This is a genomic window from Pseudomonas inefficax (assembly GCF_032164165.1).
GTDB classification, from domain to species: Bacteria; Pseudomonadota; Gammaproteobacteria; order Pseudomonadales; family Pseudomonadaceae; genus Aquipseudomonas; species Aquipseudomonas inefficax.
Window position 1 is genome coordinate 5,548,901 of the sequence record NZ_CP134401.1, and the last position, 18,490, is coordinate 5,567,390.

At 62.8% G+C, this 18,490-nt stretch carries 16 protein-coding genes; 9 read left to right on the plus strand and 7 right to left on the minus strand.

Annotated elements, in window-relative coordinates; all coding sequences use genetic code 11:
• Positions 1-111 precede the first annotated feature (111 nt).
• A complete protein-coding gene (locus RIN61_RS24930; RefSeq protein ID WP_313854786.1) occupies positions 112-1,488 on the plus strand; it encodes an L-serine ammonia-lyase in 1,377 nt (458 codons plus the stop codon).
• 142 nt (positions 1,489-1,630) lie between these two features.
• On the opposite strand, the gene RIN61_RS24935 is transcribed toward RIN61_RS24930, so the two are convergent.
• The gene (locus RIN61_RS24935; RefSeq protein WP_112253969.1) at positions 1,631-2,308 is read right to left on the minus strand and encodes a DUF3313 domain-containing protein; all 678 of its coding nucleotides are present in this window, start codon (positions 2,306-2,308) and stop codon (positions 1,631-1,633) included.
• Positions 2,309-2,519: 211 nt separating this feature from the next.
• On the opposite strand from RIN61_RS24935, the gene RIN61_RS24940 reads away from it, so the two are divergent.
• Positions 2,520-2,903 (plus strand): type II toxin-antitoxin system RelE/ParE family toxin, encoded by a 384-nt coding sequence (locus tag RIN61_RS24940; protein ID WP_449301168.1) that lies wholly within the window; start codon positions 2,520-2,522, stop codon positions 2,901-2,903.
• Entirely contained in the window at positions 2,884-3,189 is a 306-nt protein-coding gene (locus RIN61_RS24945) for a helix-turn-helix domain-containing protein (protein WP_215520901.1), read from the plus strand. The genes RIN61_RS24940 and RIN61_RS24945 overlap by 20 nt, the downstream gene beginning before the upstream one ends.
• Before the next feature lie 100 nt (positions 3,190-3,289).
• Here RIN61_RS24945 and RIN61_RS24950 read toward each other — a convergent pair whose 3' ends face one another.
• The 3 genes from RIN61_RS24950 to RIN61_RS24960 form a co-directional block, all read right to left on the minus strand.
• Complete coding sequence (locus RIN61_RS24950) at positions 3,290-4,585, minus strand: NAD(P)/FAD-dependent oxidoreductase (RefSeq protein WP_112253970.1); 1,296 nt, start codon at positions 4,583-4,585, stop codon at positions 3,290-3,292.
• Positions 4,586-4,598: 13 nt separating this feature from the next.
• Positions 4,599-5,687 (minus strand): polyamine ABC transporter substrate-binding protein, encoded by a 1,089-nt coding sequence (locus RIN61_RS24955; protein WP_112253971.1) that lies wholly within the window; start codon positions 5,685-5,687, stop codon positions 4,599-4,601.
• A gap of 139 nt (positions 5,688-5,826) precedes the next feature.
• Positions 5,827-7,185, minus strand: coding sequence for a glutamine synthetase family protein (locus RIN61_RS24960; protein ID WP_112253972.1), 1,359 nt, complete (start codon positions 7,183-7,185; stop codon positions 5,827-5,829).
• A gap of 183 nt (positions 7,186-7,368) precedes the next feature.
• Here RIN61_RS24960 and RIN61_RS24965 point away from each other — a divergent pair, with 183 nt between their 5' ends.
• Together RIN61_RS24965 and RIN61_RS24970 are read left to right on the plus strand one after the other, a co-directional pair.
• The gene (locus RIN61_RS24965) at positions 7,369-8,268 is read left to right on the plus strand and encodes a helix-turn-helix domain-containing protein (protein ID WP_313854791.1); all 900 of its coding nucleotides are present in this window, start codon (positions 7,369-7,371) and stop codon (positions 8,266-8,268) included.
• Positions 8,269-8,553: 285 nt separating this feature from the next.
• Positions 8,554-10,464 (plus strand): DEAD/DEAH box helicase, encoded by a 1,911-nt coding sequence (locus RIN61_RS24970; RefSeq protein WP_313854794.1) that lies wholly within the window; start codon positions 8,554-8,556, stop codon positions 10,462-10,464.
• Positions 10,465-10,615: 151 nt separating this feature from the next.
• On the opposite strand, the gene RIN61_RS24975 is transcribed toward RIN61_RS24970, so the two are convergent.
• A complete protein-coding gene (locus tag RIN61_RS24975) occupies positions 10,616-12,001 on the minus strand; it encodes an aldehyde dehydrogenase family protein (RefSeq protein WP_112253975.1) in 1,386 nt (461 codons plus the stop codon).
• Between the two features lie 107 nt (positions 12,002-12,108).
• On the opposite strand from RIN61_RS24975, the gene ptrR reads away from it, so the two are divergent.
• From ptrR to RIN61_RS24995, 4 genes are all read left to right on the plus strand, one after another.
• On the plus strand, positions 12,109-12,975 hold the full coding sequence (gene ptrR, locus RIN61_RS24980) for a putrescine utilization regulator PtrR (protein WP_112253976.1): 867 nt from the start codon (positions 12,109-12,111) through the stop codon (positions 12,973-12,975).
• A gap of 125 nt (positions 12,976-13,100) precedes the next feature.
• Complete coding sequence (locus tag RIN61_RS24985) at positions 13,101-13,544, plus strand: carboxypeptidase regulatory-like domain-containing protein (protein WP_112253977.1); 444 nt, start codon at positions 13,101-13,103, stop codon at positions 13,542-13,544.
• A gap of 54 nt (positions 13,545-13,598) precedes the next feature.
• Complete coding sequence (locus RIN61_RS24990) at positions 13,599-14,345, plus strand: phytanoyl-CoA dioxygenase family protein (RefSeq protein WP_313854798.1); 747 nt, start codon at positions 13,599-13,601, stop codon at positions 14,343-14,345.
• Between the two features lie 198 nt (positions 14,346-14,543).
• Positions 14,544-15,065, plus strand: coding sequence for an acyloxyacyl hydrolase (locus RIN61_RS24995; RefSeq protein ID WP_112253979.1), 522 nt, complete (start codon positions 14,544-14,546; stop codon positions 15,063-15,065).
• A 116-nt stretch (positions 15,066-15,181) separates the two neighbouring features.
• Here RIN61_RS24995 and RIN61_RS25000 read toward each other — a convergent pair whose 3' ends face one another.
• Together RIN61_RS25000 and RIN61_RS25005 are read right to left on the minus strand one after the other, a co-directional pair.
• Positions 15,182-17,305, minus strand: a complete 2,124-nt coding sequence (locus RIN61_RS25000) for a TonB-dependent siderophore receptor (RefSeq protein ID WP_207878962.1) — start codon at positions 17,303-17,305, stop codon at positions 15,182-15,184.
• Between the two features lie 245 nt (positions 17,306-17,550).
• The gene (locus RIN61_RS25005; protein ID WP_112253981.1) at positions 17,551-18,441 is read right to left on the minus strand and encodes a universal stress protein; all 891 of its coding nucleotides are present in this window, start codon (positions 18,439-18,441) and stop codon (positions 17,551-17,553) included.
• Between the last annotated feature and the right edge of the window lie 49 nt (positions 18,442-18,490).

Consider the following 18,490-nt stretch of genomic DNA (forward strand, 5'->3'; position numbering starts at 1 on the left):
CGTTGGTCATCCATGAGTCAGCGCGGCAGTATCGCGCAAAATCGCAATACCGCTCAATTTCTCCAGATAACCGTGCTGCGGCTTCATACCCGGGTACGGTCAGGCATTAGCATGGCTATCAGTGTTTTCGACCTTTTCAAAATCGGCATCGGGCCGTCCAGTTCCCACACCGTCGGCCCGATGCGGGCGGCGGCTACCTTTGCCCAGGCCCTGCGTGAGCAGGGGCTGTTGGCCAGGGTAAGCCGTGTCGAGGTGCGGCTGTATGGGTCGCTGTCGGCCACCGGGGTTGGCCACGCCACCGATCGTGCCTGCCTGCTCGGCCTGATGGGGCAATGGCCGGACCGAATCGACCCGGCCACCATCGAGTCGCGCATCGGCCAGGTGACGCAGGAGCACTGCCTGATGCTCGATGGCAGCCACCCGCTGGCGTTCGAGTACAGCCGCGACATGCTGCTGCTCGACGAGAATCTGCCGTACCACCCCAATGCCATGAGCCTGGAAGCCATGGACGGGCAGGGCAGCCTGTTGCGCCAAACCTACTATTCGGTAGGCGGTGGCTTTATCGTCGAGCAAGCCGAGATCGATGCGCCAGCAGTCGAAGCGAACGCGGTGGTGCTGCCATACGAGTTCGATAGCGCTGCGCAGTTGCTGGCCTTGTGCAAGGACCATGGCCTGAGCGTGGCGCAACTGATGATGGCCAACGAATGTGCCTGGCGCCCGGAGGCCGAGGTACGCGAGGGGCTGCTGCGAATCTGGGGCGCCATGCGTGAGTGCGTCGACAATGGCCTGCGCAACGAAGGCATCCTGCCGGGCGGGTTGCACGTCAAGCGCCGTGCGGCGCGGCTGCATCGCAGCCTGCAGGAACTGGGCAAACCCAACGTGATCGGTTCCACCCTCAGTGCCATGGAGTGGGTCAACCTGTTCGCCCTGGCGGTGAATGAAGAGAACGCCGCCGGCGGGCGCATGGTCACGGCGCCTACCAATGGTGCGGCTGGCATCATCCCGGCTGTGCTGCATTACTACATGAAGTTCAACCCGGGCGCGTGCGACGCGGATGTGGTGGACTTCCTGCTGGCGGCAGCGGCGGTCGGCATACTGTGCAAGAAGAACGCGTCGATTTCCGGGGCCGAGGTTGGTTGCCAGGGCGAGGTGGGCTCGGCCTGTTCGATGGCCGCCGCCGGCCTGTCCCAGGTGCTGGGCGCCACGCCGCCGCAGCTGGAAAATGCCGCCGAGATCGCCTTGGAACATAACCTTGGGCTGACCTGCGACCCGGTTGGTGGCCTGGTGCAGGTGCCATGCATCGAGCGCAACGCGATTGCTGCGGTGAAAGCGATCAACGCCGTGCAGATGGCGTTGCGGGGGGATGGCGAGCACTTCATCTCGCTCGACCGGGTGATCCGCACCATGCGTGATACCGGGGCGGACATGCATGCCAACTACAAGGAGACCTCGCGCGGCGGCCTGGCCGTTGCCTTCGTCGAATGTTGACGCGGTCAACTGTAGGAGCGGCCTTGTGTCGCGAAAGGGCTGCGAAGCAGCCCCAGCGATTTTTCATCTTGAATAAGTGGATCGGGGGCCGCTGCGCGCCCCATCGCGACACAAGGCCGCTCCTACATGGGCCAGTGAGGCTTCAGCGGGCTTTCTGCTTCGCTTCCAGGAAACTCGCACGCATGTCCTTGGCCCAGCCGTCCAGCACCGGCTTGACGTCATTCAGAGTCAGTTTGGTGGTCTTGTTTTCCAGTTCCTGCCCCGTGCCCTTGCGCACCACCTGGGCCAGCACCTTCTGGCTGGCACCATCGAGGAACGCAGCCTCCACACCGACATCCACCTCCTGGTCACGGCCGCCCATGGCAGTGTTCACACCGGCCGAAATCAACGCGATCGGGATTACCTCATAGGGCTTGAGGCCCTCGTTGCTGGTGGACACCGCGGTAATGGCCGGGCGCACCACGATCACGCCCGGGCCGGGGCCTTTGGCCAGCGGTGCCACGCTGCCCATTTCCCGGCGTAGCGCTTCGTTGAAGTAGCGGGTGATGTCCTGCAGCGTCTGCGTCGAGATGACCTCCGTCGGCTGCGGCTTGGGGTAGAACTGGCTGGGCTCGATGAACACCTGGCTGTACTGGTTGACGTTGACCTTGGGGTCGATCCAGCGCATCACCGGGTCACCCGACGGGCTCTTGGTTTCTTGCAGCCGGCTGTAATCCTTGAGGAAGCCGGAGTAGTCCTTTGGGTCCACGCGGTTGCTGGAACAGGCGGCCACGGTAAGCAATGCGGCGCACAGCAGGGTAATGCGGGGCAATGATTTCATGATGAAGATGCATCCATGATAGGTCGGCCAGAACAACGCTAGCAGGTGCGCGACAGTTGGCCAGTGGGCTGGTTCAATCTGTAGTGGGAATTGGCTGCGGTAATATTCCCAGGCGCGCAAATTCCTACAGTGTCTTGGGACCTCGCTGGCTTTTCAATTACTACCGCCCTTGGAAAACTATGCCCGTTAAGGGTATGGTTGGGGTCCGGTGATGGAAATTCTCAAGCGCAAGGATTTCGCGCGTTGGCAAGCCGCTCACAGGCTCAGCGATGAAATGCTGTGTAAAGCAGTGGACGAGATGTGCAGGGGACTGGTGGATGCGAGTCTGGGTGGTGAATTGTTCAAAAAACGCGTGGCAGCGCCTGGTGCAGGCAAGCGCGGCGGTTATCGAACCCTTCTATCCGCCCGCATCGGCAATCGATGTGTTTTCTTGCACGGCTTTGCCAAAAGTGACAAGGCAAATATCACTTTGGAAGAACAGAAAGCGCTGCGATTCGCGGGCAAAGTCTTTCTGGATTTACCACCGCTAGCGCTCTGCCGAGCGTTGCAAGCGGGTGTGCTGATGGAGGTATGTTGTGAGCAGCAAACTGATTGAATCGTTACGCGAGGACCTTGTTGCCCTGCATGAGGCCGGATCGATCGGCAAGGTTACGCTTCGGGATTACGAAGCGTTGTGCCCTGCACCGGTCCGGGATTTCAGCGCGCTGGACATACGCTGTCTGCGCGAAACACTCAACTTCAGCCAGCCGGTCTTTGCGATGCATTTGCACACGAGCGCATCGACAGTGCGCAAATGGGAGCAGGGCGAGACGCGCCCGTCTGGACCGGCTTTGAAGTTGCTGAATCTCATTAAAAACAAAGGGTTGCAGGTTCTTCTTTAAGTGCTGTGTTTGGTTTGAAAATCTTTTTAAAACAGTGGATTACGGTGATTTTTGAAAAATCTCGTTTAACTTCCGATTCGCAGGCAAGATCGCTGACACCTCACCCCAGCACCTCCCGCAATCGATACCACAACATCCCCAGCGCCAGCAGTGGCGAGCGCAGTGCCTTGCCGCCGGGGAAGGTCAGGTGTGGCACGGCGCTGAACACGTCCAGCCCCTGGCTGTGGCCGAGCGCAATGCTTTCGGCCAGCAGTTTCGCCGTCCAGTGCGTCACGTTCAGCCCATGCCCGGAATAGCCCTGGGCATAGTACACATTGGGGTGCTGGCTGAGGCGCCCGACCTGAGGGAAGCGGTTGGCGGTGATGCCGATCATGCCGCCCCACTGGTAGTCGATACGTACGTTGGCCAGTTGCGGGAACACCTTCAATACCTTGGGCCGCATGTAGGCGGCAATGTCCTTGGGGTCGCGGCCGGAATAGTGGCAGGCGCCGCCGAACAGCAGGCGCCGGTCTGCCGTGAGGCGGTAGTAGTCCAGGCCGACCTTCTGGTCGCACAGGGCCATGTTCTGCGGGATCAGGCTGCTGGCCAATGCTTCGGGCAATGGCTCGGTGGCCACCACATAGCTGCCGGCCGGCAGCACCTTGCCGCTCAGGCGTGGTTCCAGTTCATCGAGGTGGGCGTTGCAGCCCAACACCAGGCTGTCTGCCCGCACCGTGCCACGGGCTGTGTGCAGGGTCACACGGGGGCCGTGCTCGATGCGCAGCACCGGGCTCTGCTCGAAGATGCGCACGCCCAGGCCGTGGGCGGCGCGGGCTTCGCCCTGGACCAGGTCAAGCGGGTGCAGATGGCCCGAGCCCATGTCCACCAGGCCGCCGGCGTATTGGTCGCTGGCGACGATTTCATGCAGCTGGCCGGCACTCACCAGACGGGTTTCGGGGCGATAACCGAGCGCAGCCAGGTCGTCCTGTTCGTCCTTGAAGGCAGCGAACTGCGCAGGGGTGTTGGCCAGTTCGCAGAAGCCCCAGCGCAGATCGCAGGCAATGCCGTACCGGGCGATGCGGCTGGCTACCAGCGCTACCGATTCGATGCCGGCCTGTTTCAGGTAGTGCACGCCGTCCTGGCCGACATGCCGGGCAAAGCCGCTGACGTCATGGCCTATACCGCGAATCAGCTGGCCGCCGTTGCGGCCGCTGGCGCCCCAGCCGATGCGGCGGCCTTCCAGCAGCACCACCGAAAGCCCGCGCTCGGCCAGTTCCAGGGCGGTATTGACCCCGGTCAGCCCGCCGCCGACAACGCATACATCGGCGGTCAGTTCGCCGTCCAGGCTGGGGTAGGGCGTCGCATCGCGTGCCGTGGCGGCATAGTACGAAGCGGTGTGTTGGGTAGTGAAAGACATGGGCGTTCTCGACTCAGCGGTTGGACTTGATCTTGCTCCAGGAGCGGGTCATGACGCGCATGATCTTAGGGCTCGGCGTGCTGGAGATGTACAGCTTGTCCAGCACGTCCTGGGGTGGGTAGATTTCGGGGTTGTTAACCAGCGACGTGTCCATGTAGGCCTGTGCATCCGGGTTGGCGTTGGCATAGCCGACGGTGGCGCTGACCTTGGCGATTACCTTGGGGTCGAGCAGGTAGTTGATGAACGCCAGGGCCTGTTCGGGGTTGTTGGCGTCCTTGGGGATGGCCAGCAGGTCGAACCACAGGTTGCTGCCTTCCTTGGGAATGCTGTAGGCGACTTTCACGCCGTTTTTCGCCTCCACGGCGCGGTTGGCGGCCTGGAACACGTCGCCGGAGTAGCCGAAGGCCACGCAGACATCGCCATTGGCCAGGTCGGAAACGTACTTGGAGGAGTGGAAGTAGGTGATATAGGGGCGCAGTTCGAGCAGGCGGGCTTCGGCCTTGGCGTAGTCGGCCGGTTTTTCGCTGCGCGGGTCCATGCCCAGGTAGTTGAGCACGGCCGGGAACAGTTCATCGGGCGAGTCCATGAACGCCACGCCGCACTGCTTGAGCTTTTTCAGGTTCTCGGGCTCGAACAGCACCGCCCATGAATCGATATGGTCGACGCCAAGCGCCGCCTTGACCTTGTCGATGTTGTAGCCGATGCCGTTGGTGCCCCACAGATAGGGTACGGCGTACCGGTTGCCCGGGTCGTTCTGTTCAAGCTGCTTGAGCAGTTTGGGGTCCAGGTGCTGCCAATTGGGCAGCTTGCTGCGGTCCAGGGGCAGAAAGGCACCTGCCTGTGCCTGGCGTGCGAGGAAGTGGTTGGATGGCACTACCACGTCATAGCCGGTGCGCCCGGCCAGCAGCTTGCCTTCCAGGGTTTCGTTGGAGTCGAATACGTCATAGACCACCTTGATCCCGCTGCTGGCCTGGAAGTCGGCCACGGTGGTGTCACCGATATAGTCGGTCCAGTTGTACACGCTGACCGAGGGCGTGGCGTGGGTGGTGGTGGCGAACAGCAGGGTGAATGCGGCGGGGATCAGGGCTTGCAGATGACGCATGGGGACACCTCGTTGGTCTTGTTCTTCGAGTTCGGTGCAGGGGCTCGTGCCCTGTGGGAGCGGGTTTACCCGCGAATACGTCGTTGAATGCACCACAGCATTCGCGGGTAAACCCGCTCCCACAGGTACCGCGAAAAGATCAGACGCTCAGCATCAGGAATTCACGCTCCCACGAGCTGATCACGCGCTTGTAGTTCTCGTGCTCGGCGCGCTTGACCGCTACGTAACCTTGGACGAACTGCTTGCCCAGGTACTGCTGCACGGTTTCGCAGTCTTCCATGTGCTGCAGGGCGTCCTCGATGGTGATCGGCAGGCGCAGGTTGCGCCGCTCATAGGCACGGCCCTGCACCGGCGCACTGGGCTCGATGCGCTCGACCATGCCCAGATAGCCGCACAGCAGGCTGGCGGCGATTGCCAGGTACGGGTTGGCATCGGCGCCCGGCAGGCGGTTTTCCACACGCATCGCCTCGGGGCTGGAGGTGGGTACGCGCAGGCCGGCGGTGCGGTTCTCTTCACCCCACTCGACGTTCACCGGTGCCGAGGTGTCCGGCAGGAAGCGGCGGAACGAGTTGACGTTGGGCGCGAACATCGGCAGCAGCTTGGGGATGTACTTCTGCAACCCGCCGATGTGGTTCAGGAACAGCTGGCTCATGCTGCCGTCTTCATTGGCGAAGATCGGCTTGCCGGTGGCGATGTCGACCACGCTCTGGTGCAGGTGCATGGCACTGCCGGGCTCGTCGGTGATCGGCTTGGCCATGAAGGTGGCGGCCACGTTGTGCTTGAGCGCGGCTTCACGCATGGTGCGCTTGAACACGGTGATCTGGTCGGCCAGGTCCAGGGCGTCGCCATGGCGGAAATTGATCTCCATTTGCGCCGGGCCGTCTTCATGGATCAGCGTGTCCAGGTCCAGGCCCTGGATCTCGCACCAGTCGTAGACGTCTTCGAACAGCGGGTCGAACTCGTTGGCGGCATCGATCGAGAACGACTGGCGGCCGCTTTCGGCACGGCCGGAACGCCCCAGCGGTACTTGCAGTGGCAAGTCCGGGTCTTCGCAGCGCTGGGTCAGGTAAAACTCCATCTCCGGTGCCACGATCGGCTGCCAGCCTTTGTCGGCATACAGCTTGAGCACTTTCTTCAGCACGTTGCGCGGCGACAGCTCGATGGGGTTGCCTTGCTTGTCGAAGGTGTCGTGGATCACGATCGCGGTCGGCTCGATCGCCCACGGGATCTGGTACACGGCGGCCGGGTCAGGGCGGCAGACCATGTCGATGTCGGCGGCATCGAGCAGGTTGTAGTAGATGTCATCGTCAACGTAGTCGCCGGTGACCGTCTGCAGCAGCACGCTCTCGGGCAGGCGCATGCCTCGCTCGTGAAGAAACTTGGCGGTGGGTGCGATCTTGCCGCGGGCGATGCCGGTCAGGTCGCTGATCACGCATTCGACTTCGGTGATCCGGTGTTCTTTCAGCCAGGTGGACAGCTGATCGAAGGGGGCGTTCATACAGACCTCTTGGTTGGGTTTTAGTGTGGGAGCGAGCGTGCCGGCGCAAACCGTCATATGGTTTCGAAGGCGTCCCGCTTCCCAGGTGACGCGCTGGAGACTATCTTGGTCGCAGCCCGCAAGGCTGATCTATCCACTTTCTCCGGCAATGAATGCACCAAAAGAGTGCAACTAGGACCGAGCGTGACAACCGCCAATGCCCTGCAAGTCCAGGCTTTCCACACCACCGACGTTACCGAACTGGTACGTGCCACCCCTGGCTGGCAGCAGCAGTACCGGCAGATGTCGCCCGGGCATTTCAGCGGTGAGCTGCGTTGCCTGGGGCTGGACGGGGTAGAGGTGTACGAGGAGCGGCTGAATACCCGGGTGGAGCAGTTTTTCCGTGCGCCGAGCGGTTCGCTGGCGTTCTGCTTCGACCGCAGCGAGAACAGCCTGTACCTGCTGAACGAACAGAGCCGCAATATCTGGATCACGCCGGAGAACTACCAGGAAGTGGCAGTTGTGTTCGACCAGGCCTTCCTGGCCCGCCATGGGCTTGACCCGCAGCGCCTGGAGGGGTTGTTCATGGTGCCGCTGGGCAGCGGGCAGAACGCGCTGTTCGGCAGCTGGCTGAGCGCAACGTTGACCCGCCTGGGCGAAGCCGATTGCCCGCTGCAGGGGCAGGCCCTGGCGGAGCAACTGCTGGAGGACTGCCTGTTCATCCTCGACAACGCCTGCCAGCGCCTGCAGGGCGTGGCGTTGGAGCGGCGTGACGAGGAACGGGCGATCATGCGCCGGGTGAGTGAGTGGGCGGCTGACTGCCCGGAAGAGACACTGAACCTGGTGGAACTGGCGGATGTTGCCGGCGTTTCCCTGCGTCAGTTGCAGCAAGCCTTCAAGGCGTTTACCGGGATGCCGCCGGCGCACTGGTTGCGCCTGCGCCGGCTGAACGGTGCGCGGCGTGATCTGTTGCGTGGCGGTGGCGTGACCGTGGCCGAGGTGGCGATGCGCTGGTCGTTCTGGCATTTGGGAAGGTTTTCAGAGAGTTATCGGCAGTTGTTCAAGGAGTTTCCTAGTGAGACCTTGAAGCGGGGCAGGGGCTGAATCTGGTGGTGTAGCTGCCGGCCTCTTCGCGGGTGAACCCGCTCCCACAGGGACCTCATGATGCCTGGCCCTGAGGTAATCCTGTGGGAGCGGGCAAGCCCGCGAAGAGGCCGGCAGCTACACCACCAAGCTACACCGTTCCCACAGGACTACATCAGGGCCAGCTATTGTGAGGTCCCTGTGGGAGCGGGTTCACCCGCGAAGAGGCCGGCCCAGGCACTACACAACCCAGCAATCCACCGCGAAAATTGCTATCGTGCCGCCCTGATTCCACCCGAGGTGCCGATGTTCTACCTGCCTTTGCCCAGCGACCAGGCCGACCGCCTCGCCAGCGAGCCCACTACCGATTTCTTCACCACAGCCAGCGTCCTCGACGCTGCCGCAGTGCTGTTCGTGCAAAACCTGCCGCGCCAGCCCGCCACCGCCTCGGCGGATGCCCAGGAGCGCCGCTTTGCTGAAATAGTGCGCATTGGCAACGAGGTCGAAAGCGCTGCACCGGGGCGCTTCCAGGGCCAGGTAGCGCAGCACTTCGATCGCGAAGCCTTCGCCATGGGCCTGGGCATGCTGGGCGAAAACGGTATCGCACTGCTGTCGACCGAGGTGGCGTACCAGGCCGACGAGCTGCTGGATGCCGAGGGCCAGTGGAACTTCCAGTTCGCCGACAGCTACCGCCAGCGAGCAACCCCGCTGCACCCGGTGTTCCTGCCCTCCCTGGCCAGCGACCTGATGCTCAGCGACCAACAGAACCGTCTGCTGCGCGAATTTCTCAGTGGCATCGATGAGTCGGTGGCGGTTCAGGGCTTTGCCGGCACCGGCAAGACCTTCCTGATTCACCAGTTCGCCCGCCTGCTGGAGCCGCAGCGCACGCTGTTGCTGGCCTTGACCGAAGGCCAGCTGCGCGCCTTGCAGGCGCGGGTCAAGGACGCTGCAGCCTACACCGCGCTGACCTTTGGCCAGCTGGCCGACGAGCTGCTCAACCGCGACCTCACCAGCAATGGCTGGCGCTTGCGCGACCCGTATCGCACCAAGCTGTCGTGGCGCCCGCAGGATGCGCAGGTGGTAGGTTGGCTGGCCATCCCCGACATCGGCCCACTCGCCGCGCGTGATGTGGTTGCCTTGTGCATCCGCGCAGTACGCACGTTCTGCCACAGTGCCGACACTCAGCTGCAGCTGCACCACCTGCCCTGGGCCGGGCCGGGAACCACGCCACTGGACCAGGAAGTGCTGCTGGAGAAGGCGCGCCTGTATTGGCAGGAGCTGATTCGCCCGTCGGCACGGGAGATCCAGTTGCCAGTGCGGGACTACCATCGGGTCAAACTGCTGTCGCTGACCGCTCATGTGATCGACAGCCGCTACACCCATGTCATCGTCGACGAGGCCCACGAGCTGTCGGCACCGATGCTTGCCGTGCTCGACCGCAGCCCGCAGTCGATCATTGCCCTGGGTGACGAGCTGCAGAACCTCAATGGCCTCAGCGCGCACCATGGCAGCTTCATCCGCCAGCGTTACATCGACCACTCACTGCGGGCCGGGCCGGCGATGGACAACGTGCTCAACCCGCTGATCCAGGCCCACCCGGCGTCGATCCAGGCAGCCTTCAGTGGCAGCGCCGAGCATTACACCCGGGTCAGCTTCTTCGATGCGGTGACGGTGCCGGAACAACCTACGGCGCTGATCGTCGACGATGAATGGGGCCTGTTTGGCTGGTTCCAGCGTCTGACCCACCAGGGCGTGCCGTTCGTGCTGCTGAAAAGCGCGCGCAAGGACTTCGAGTTGTTCGTCGAAGACTGCATCGAGTTGTACCGTCATGGCACCCGGCCGCGTCACCCGATGCTGTTCCGCTATGCCAGCTGGCAGGCGCTGGAGCAGGACAAGGGTGATGACAAGGCGTTCGTCGCGGTGGCCAACATGTTGCGCAAGGGCTACACGCCGGAGCACTTTGCCAAGGCCAAGAGCCGTTACCGTTGGGACAAGGCACCCAAGTTGTTCCTGGGGCGGGTGCGGGATGTGAAGAACATGGAGTTCGCCCGGGTGATGGTGTCGCCGGAGCTGATGGTAGCGCCGCAGGTGGCGGGCAACCGCAATGAACGGGCGCGGATGCTGGCGGGGTTGTATACCGCCTGTTCGCGGGCGCGGCATGAACTGATCGTGCCGGGGGGGATGCTGGACTGGGTCAAGGACCAGGTTCGGGATTGAGGCCGCTCGGGCTGCTTTTTCAGCCCTTCAAAGTCCTTGTGGGAGCGGGTTCACCCACGAACACCGGCGCAGCCGGTGCCGGGCACCGTGTCGCCTGATTCGCGGGTAAACCCGCTCCCACAGGGCCGCAATGCGGCCCCTGAGCATCGAATCAGTTACGGTCCAGCCACACAGTCTGGGCATTGGTGAACTCACGCACACCAAAGTGCGACAGCTCACGCCCGAAGCCGCTCTTCTTCACCCCGCCAAACGCCACGCGTGGGTCCGAAGCGCAATAGCCGTTGATGAACACGCCGCCGGTATCCAGCGCCGCGGTCATGCGCTCGGCCAGCGCGTAGTCGGCGGTGTAGATGGTCGAGGCCAGGCCGAATTCGCTGTCGTTGGCCAGCTCCACCGCATGCTCCGCATCCCGTGCGCTGATGATCGCCGCCACCGGCCCGAACAGCTCCTGCTTGAACGCGGTCATGTCCGGGGTGACGTTGGCGAACACGGTCGGCGCGTAGAAGTTGGCCACGCCTTCGACCTTGTGGCCACCCAGCAGCAGGGTGGCGCCTTCGGCGAGGGTCGCCTGGACCTGGCCATCCAGCTCGTCGCGCAGGTCGTAACGGGCCATCGGGCCGATGTAGGTGTCGTCTTCCAGTGGGTTGCCGATTTTCAGCTCGCGAGTGGCCTCGACGAACTTGCGGGTGAATTCGTCAACGATGCTTTCTTCGACGATCAGACGTTTGGCCGCAGCGCAGACCTGGCCGGTGTTCTGGTAGCGGCCGATCACGGCAGCCTTCACGGCGGCATCCAGGTCGGCGTCGGCCAGCACGATGAATGGGTCGGAACCGCCCAGCTCCAGCACGCACTTCTTCAGCGCGGCGCCAGCTTGTGCGCCAATCGCCATGCCGGCACGCACGCTACCGGTCAGGGTCACCGCGGCAATGCGCGGGTCGTTGATGGCGCGGGTGACGCCGTCCGGGGTCACGTTCAGCACCTCGAACACACCTTCCGGCAGGCCGGCATCCTTGAACAGTTCGCCCAGCAGGTAAGCGCTGCCCATCACGTTCGGCGCGTGCTTGAGTACATAGGTGTTGCCGGCCAGGATCGCCGGCACGGCGCCGCGCAGTACCTGCCAGACCGGGAAGTTCCATGGCATCACCGCCAGGATCGGGCCCAGCGGGCGGTACTCGATGCGGGCTTTCTCGACCTGGGTCGGCTCGGGGGCGAGCATGGCCGGGCCGTGTTCGGCGTACCAGCGGCACAGGCCGACGCACTTGCTGACTTCACCCCGGGCCTGGGTGACAGGCTTGCCGATTTCGCGGCTGATCATTTGCGCGAAAGCTTCGGCCTTGGTTTCGAGGGTGCTGGCCAGGGCAAGCAGGTACTCGCTGCGCTGACCCAGCGACACCTGGCGCCACTGGCGGTAGCCAACCTTGGCGCGTTGCAGCGCCGCTTCCAGTGCGGCGTCGGTGTCGAACGGGTAGGCGCCGATCTGCTCGCCGCTGTACGGGTCGAGGGAGATGGCGTGGGTCAGGCTGCTGATCGCGCTCATGGCGGGACACTCTCGTTGTTGTTGAACCGTGATGCCAGACTAGTGGGCTATGGCTTTAATGAAAACTGAATAATAATGAGCGAAACATTCACGTTTGGAGAAAGGCTGTGGACCTGGTGCAACTCGAGATCTTCAAGGCCGTGGCAGAGCAGGGCAGCATCAGTGCAGCTGCGCAGCATATCCATCGAGTGCCGTCGAACCTGACCACGCGTATCAAGCAACTGGAGGAGGACCTGGGCGTGGAGTTGTTCATCCGCGAAAAGAGCCGTCTGCGCCTTTCCCCCGCCGGCTGGAACTTCCTCGAGTACACCCGGCGCATCCTCGACCTGGTACACGAGGCGCGGCTGACCGTGGCCGGTGAAGACCCGCAGGGCACCTTCGCCCTGGGGTCGCTGGAAAGCACGGCGGCGGTGCGCATTCCGGCCTTGCTGGCGGCCTACAACCAGCGCTATCCCAAAGTCGACCTGGACCTGTCCACCGGGCCTTCCGGGACCATGCTCGAAGGCGTGCTGTCCGGGCGCCTGGTGGCAGCGTTCGTCGACGGGCCGGTGCTGCACCCGACGCTGGAGGGCATGCCGGTGTTCGAGGAAGAAATGATGGTCATCGCGCCGCTCAACCACGCCCCGGTAACCCGCGCCCAGGACGTCAACGGCGAAAGCATCTATGCCTTTCGCGCCAACTGTTCGTACCGCCACCACTTCGAGAACTGGTTCGTGCAGGATCAGGCGGTGCCGGGCAAGATCCACGAAATGGAGTCGTACCACGGCATGCTGGCCTGCGTCAGCGCTGGTGCCGGCCTGGCCATGATGCCGCGCAGCATGCTCGACAACATGCCCGGTTGCAGCACCGTCAGTGCCTGGCCGATGTCGGAGGATTTCCGTTACCTGAAAACCTGGCTGGTGTGGCGGCGGGGCGCGGTATCGCGCAGTTTGAGCATGTTCGTGAAGTTGCTCGAAGAGTGGCGTGCAAGCTGATGTTATTGCTAGCTATTTTCGTCAATCAAGCGAATTTCATCCACACGACCATGCATCAGCACGAACGCCGTTAGGCCCGAAGGATCAGATAATAGGTAAGCCATCCTCGAAAGGAGGGTCGTACCATGCGTAACCATCACTATGCCCTCGGCGCGGCGCTGCTGATCACCCTGGCCCTGCCATGGACCCTGGCGGCCGCCGCCGACCTCAATGCCCCCATAGACATGCAGGCCGTGCAACTGCAACAGCAGGAGCAGAACGGCGTCCGCTACCTGCAAGGCGGCATCGGCCAGGATGAAGCCAACGCCCTGCGCAAGACCCCGGGCTATGACCTGCACGTGGAACTCTCCACCGGCCCGGAAGGCAAGTTCCAGAGCGGTGCTACCGTCGACATCCAGAATGCACAGGGCCAGCCTGTGCTCAGCGTTACGGATGCCGGGCCGCTGCTGTATGTGCAGCTGCCTCCCGGCAAGTACAAAGTCACTGGCAACGCCCAGGGTGAGACGGTGCAGCAATTGGTGACCGTGAATGGCAAGACCCCCACGACCGTGAACCTGAACTGGCGGTGATGGGCAAACGGGCAGGAGTACGGATGTACTCCTGCCGAAAAGGAGCGCATCGCCATGAGCCTGGATCTTCAGCTGGAGATGTTGGACGAGCGGGGCTATGTGTTGCTCCCCGGTGTGCTCGAGCCCTTGCGTATCGCCTTGCTGCGCTGCGCCATCGATGACCTGCAGCCGATCCACTGGGATTACCAGGGGCTGCTGGAGCACTACAAGTGCGTATTCAACCGCAACCCGTTGTGGTTGCCCTTTCTCGACCTGCCGCCGCTGATTGCCCTGGCCGAAGCGGCATTGGGCGCCGATTGCCATGTGATCGGCCAGACCGCCTGGCGCAGCCACCCGGGCTATCCCGGTATGGCCCTGCACCTGGACCACCTGCCCATGCAGTTGCCCGACTGGCTCAGTGAGCGCGGCGACTTTACCCAACCCCCGCAGATTCTGACTGCGCAGTTGTACCTCAGCGATATCGACCATCACATCGGACCGACCTGGATTGTGCCCGGAAGCCATCGTGCGGCGCGGCCACCGCGGGCTGGCGAACAACACTGGCAGGGCCATGAGGCCCAGCCGGTGCTGTGCAAGGCAGGGGACGCGCTGGTGTTTCGCAGCGATGTCTGGCACAGCGGCGGGGCCAACTGCACCCAGTCACGCGCGCGCGACATGCTGCAAGTTCACTATGGCCGGCGCATGGTCGCGCAGAAGTTTTCGCCGTACCTGAACTGGCGTTTCAACCCGCAGGTGCTGGAGGTGGCTACACCCAGGCAAAGGCGCCTGCTGGGTGAACACGAAGAGGCGGAATACGACTGAGCCCTGCTGGCTGAAAGGGTGGATGCTGGCAGTCCGGAATTAGCCGATAGTGGCAATACACTTTCAACTTTCTGTTTATCTGGACGATAATCAGAAAAGTATTACTTCGTGTGACCGGGCTGGATGCATCCGGTCACCGCATAAGATCGAGGGGCCAGAGCCCCCGCTTGCCGTGTAGACCATCAGGAGAAGTCATTGATGAAAACCCGTCTAGCAGCCTCGCTGGCTGCTGCAGTGCTGGCCTTTGCCGGAACGAATCTGGCCCAGGCGGCACAGGTGACCGGTGCCGTTGGCGCCACTGGCCAAGGCGACATGACCTACCGTATCGGCCTGTCGTTCGACTGGGACAAGAAGTGGCTGGAAAGCAGTACCGGCCATCTGACCGGATACTGGGATGCGGCGTACACCTATTGGGAAGGCGGGGAGGCCAGTGGTGCGCACTCGCTGTCGTTCAGCCCGGTGTTCACCTACGAATTCAGCGGTTTCACCTATACCCCGTACCTCGAGGCCGGCATAGGCCTGGCGGCGTTTTCCAAAACCGATGTGGGTGACCAGCGCCTGGGCTCGTCGGTCAACTTCGAAGACCGCATCGGCTTCGGCCTGAAGTTGCCGGGGGAGCAGAAGGTGGGGATCCGCGCGATGCATTACTCCAACGCGGGGCTCAAGCAGCCTAACGACGGGATCGAGTCGTACTCGCTGTTCTATAGCAAGGGGTTCTGAGGCCCAGGGGCCGCTTTGCGGCCCATCGCGACACAAGGCCGCTCCTACAGGAAATCGCGGTTTCCTTGTAGGAGCGGCCTTGTGTCGCGAAAGGGCTGCAAAGCAGCCCCGGCAATTCAGAAGGTATAGGAAACCCCGGCCTGCACCGTGCGCGGCGCACCTGGGTAGGCGTAGAGGTTGAATGCTCCCTCGTCGTATTCCTTGTTGAACAGGTTCTTCAGGTCGAGATTGAGGCGAATGTTGTCGTTGACCTTGTAAAAGGCCAGCAGGTCGACAACGGTGTACTGGTCCATGTTGTAAGTCACTGCCTCGGTCTGGCCATTGCGGTCATCGACGTACTTCACCCCAACCCCCAGCCCAAGGCCTTTTGCCAATCCGTCCTGGAATTCGTAGGTGTTGAGCAGGCTGAAGCTGTTCCTTGGAATGTTCGCCAGCCGGGTGCCAGTGGGCAGGCGGTTGTCCTTGGTCACTTCAGCGTCCACGTAGGCATAACCACCGATCACGCGCCACTCCGGTGTCAGGTTGCCGGCGATGTTGATATCCAGGCCACGGCTACGTACTTCGCCAGCGGCAAGATTGTAGTTGGGGTCTGCCGGGTCGCGTGTCAGCACATTTTCCTTGACGATGTGGTAGATCGCCGCGTCAACGCTCAGCTGGCGGTCCGGCGCTTCCCATTTCACCCCCAGTTCATACGACTTTCCTTTCTCCGGGTCGAAGCCCGAACCTTGCAGGCTGGCGCCGCTGTTGGGCTTGAATGAACGGGCGGTATTGGCATAGACGGCGACAGTGTCGGTCAGGTCGTAGATCAGGCCGAAGCGCGGGGTGACGCCGTTTTCCCCCTTGCTGAAGTCGCGGTTTACGGGCCGCTTGTCGTCGTAATCATGCTCGAAGCGTTCGAAGCGCACACCGGCCAACGCCTTCAGGCGCTCGGTAAGGGCCACCTGGTCCTGGATGAAATACGCCCAGGTCTCGAGCTTCTCGCTGTCCCAGGTAGTGGGTACCGCTGCCAGCTCCGGCCGCGGCTGGCCTAGTACCGGGTTGTAGATATCGATCGTGTAGGGCGCGGTGGAACGTCGAATGATCGAACTGTAGTGGTAATTCTCGTACTCAACGCCGGTCAGCAGGGTATGGCTGAACCCACCTGTATCGAAATGCCCGGTGAGGTTCAGCTGCCAGTCGCGGTCGGTCCACTCCAGCTTGCGGTAATTGAAGTTGCGCTGCAGGGTACGGCCATCTGCGGGGGCACTGGTGGCCTCTACAGCATTGCCTTTGAGCGAGCCATCGAGGTACTGGAAGCCTCCACCCAGCGTCCAGTTGTCGTTGAGCAGGTGCTCGAAGCGCACCTGCGCCATGTTGTTGTCGTTGTGCAGCAGGTTGTCGCTGCCTTTTTCCCAGATGTAAGTGTCACGCGAGGCGCTGCCGGTCTGGGTCGGGTAGCGTGTCAGGCCACGGTCCAGCGGGTGGTTGTTGCGCATGAAATCGCCTTCGAAGACGATCTTGGTGCTGTCGTTGACCTGCCAGCTGAGCACCGGCGCCACGTCATAGCGCTCGCTTTCCACATCGTCACGGAAGCTTTCGCCGCCTTCGCCCAGCAGGTTCAGGCGGTAGGCCAGCGAGCCGTCCTGGTTCAGCGGCCCGGTGGCGTCCAGGGTCGCGCGGTGCATGCCTTGGTCATCGAACTGGCTGCCCAGGGTGACTTTCGACTCTGGCAGCGGCTGCTTGCTGACCACGTTGAAGGTGCCGCCGGGGTCGCCACGGCCGTACAGGCTGCTGGCCGGGCCACGGATCACTTCCAGGCGCTCGACGGTATTGGCGTCGGGGGCGTTGGGGTAGCCGCGGTTGATCGGGAAACCGTTGCGGTAGAACTCGCCGGTGGTGAAGCCGCGCACGGTGAAGGTGGTCAGGCCCTGGCCGCCGAAGTTGTTGGCGCGGCCGACACCGCCGGCGTAGTCCAGGCCGTCCTGCAGACGTGTGGCGCCAGTGTCTTGCAGTACATCCTTGGGCACCACGCTGACCGATTGCGGGGTTTCGTGCAAGGCGGTGTCGGTGCGTGTGGCGCTGGCCGAGCGGCTGGCCTTGTAGCCCTCGACCGGTCCATCGGCACGCTCGCTGTCGGCACTGCTGGTGATGTTCAGGGCCTGGAGTTCGATCTGGGCGGGTTCGCCGAGCGGTTCAGGCTCGGCAAAGGCCAGTGGGGAGACAGCATGAAGCACACAAAGCGAAACGAACGTGCGACGCATCGACAGTACGATCCTGGAGTAGGGCGCTGAGGGTAGGGTGAGCAAACGCCGAGAAACTACTACGAATCATTATCAAAAGCATTATTTTTGTGTGGTACTGGTGTACCAGATACCAAGAGTGAAATCCGTATTGGCCTCTTCGCGGGTAAACCCGCTCCCACAGGGGGTTCACCAGGCCTGAGGTCAGGGGGGGACCTGTGGGAGCGGGTTCACCCGCGAAGAGGCCGGTGCAGGTATACCAGCACTCAGCGAACCGCCTTGATCGCCAGCACATTGCACAACGGATGCTCCAGCACATGCGCCGTGGTCCCGCCCAGGAACGTCTGCATGGCGTCATGCCGGTGGCTGCCCATCACGATCACATCCACTCGGTTGTGGCCGACGAACTGAGCAATGGCCTTGATCGCGGTCCCTTCGAGGAAGTGCCTGCGCTCCAGCGGGATCTGGTGATGGTCGCCCAGCCGGTTGAACGCCGCCCGCTGCGAGGTCCGCACGCTGACATCGAAGCCGGGCATGGTCACCGTACCGGCGCCGAAGTCGGCTATGTGGGTCTTGGCCGCATCGCACACATGCAGTAGGTGCAGCTCGGCGTTGCACTGCAGGGCCAGGGCATGGGCGCAGTGGATCACCTGCTCATCCAGATGCTCGCCAGCGCCATGGCTGTTCAGGTCCACTGCGGCGGCTATCTGCCGGGGCAGGGGCAGGCGGATATCGCTGACCAGGTGCACGGCGACCGGGCTGTCCTTGAGCAGTTGCCAATCCAGTGGCGTTACCAGCAGGCGTTTGAGCACCGGTTCATGCTGCACGTCCTTGATCAGCAGGTCGCAACCCAGCTGTTCGACTCGCTCCAGCACGCTGGCCAGCGGGTCGCGGGTCAGCAGCAGCTCGGTAGACACATCCAGGCCGGCGTTGGCCAGTTGTTCGGCTTCATCTGCCAGCCATTGGCGGTTGTCGCTGAGTAATCGCTCACGCTCGCGGCTATCGCTCATCAAGCCGAAGGTGTCGACATCGTCGACGAACACGTTGATATCCAGCAAGGCACCGCTGGATTCCGCCAACGCCGCAGCGCGTTGCAGCGCCGGCGTGTGGCGCATCTGCGGGCCGAGCATGACGAACAGACGCTTGAACTGGCTCATCTCACACCTCCACGTGTGGCAGCCCCCCGATGATCTGGTCTTGTTCAGT

Excerpts from the sequence above, each read along its gene's own strand:
- RIN61_RS24930 (WP_313854786.1), top strand. The coding sequence starts at position 112 with ATGGCTATCAGTGTTTTCGACCTTTTCAAAATCGGCATCGGGCCGTCC.
- RIN61_RS24935 (WP_112253969.1), bottom strand. The coding sequence starts at position 2,308 with ATGAAATCATTGCCCCGCATTACCCTGCTGTGCGCCGCATTGCTTACC.
- RIN61_RS24940 (WP_449301168.1), top strand. The coding sequence starts at position 2,520 with ATGGAAATTCTCAAGCGCAAGGATTTCGCGCGTTGGCAAGCCGCTCAC.
- RIN61_RS24950 (WP_112253970.1), bottom strand. The coding sequence starts at position 4,585 with ATGTCTTTCACTACCCAACACACCGCTTCGTACTATGCCGCCACGGCA.
- RIN61_RS24955 (WP_112253971.1), bottom strand. The coding sequence starts at position 5,687 with ATGCGTCATCTGCAAGCCCTGATCCCCGCCGCATTCACCCTGCTGTTC.
- RIN61_RS24960 (WP_112253972.1), bottom strand. The coding sequence starts at position 7,185 with ATGAACGCCCCCTTCGATCAGCTGTCCACCTGGCTGAAAGAACACCGG.
- RIN61_RS24970 (WP_313854794.1), top strand. The coding sequence starts at position 8,554 with ATGTTCTACCTGCCTTTGCCCAGCGACCAGGCCGACCGCCTCGCCAGC.
- RIN61_RS24975 (WP_112253975.1), bottom strand. The coding sequence starts at position 12,001 with ATGAGCGCGATCAGCAGCCTGACCCACGCCATCTCCCTCGACCCGTAC.
- RIN61_RS24985 (WP_112253977.1), top strand. The coding sequence starts at position 13,101 with ATGCGTAACCATCACTATGCCCTCGGCGCGGCGCTGCTGATCACCCTG.
- RIN61_RS24990 (WP_313854798.1), top strand. The coding sequence starts at position 13,599 with ATGAGCCTGGATCTTCAGCTGGAGATGTTGGACGAGCGGGGCTATGTG.
- RIN61_RS24995 (WP_112253979.1), top strand. The coding sequence starts at position 14,544 with ATGAAAACCCGTCTAGCAGCCTCGCTGGCTGCTGCAGTGCTGGCCTTT.
- RIN61_RS25000 (WP_207878962.1), bottom strand. The coding sequence starts at position 17,305 with ATGCGTCGCACGTTCGTTTCGCTTTGTGTGCTTCATGCTGTCTCCCCA.
- RIN61_RS25005 (WP_112253981.1), bottom strand. The coding sequence starts at position 18,441 with ATGAGCCAGTTCAAGCGTCTGTTCGTCATGCTCGGCCCGCAGATGCGC.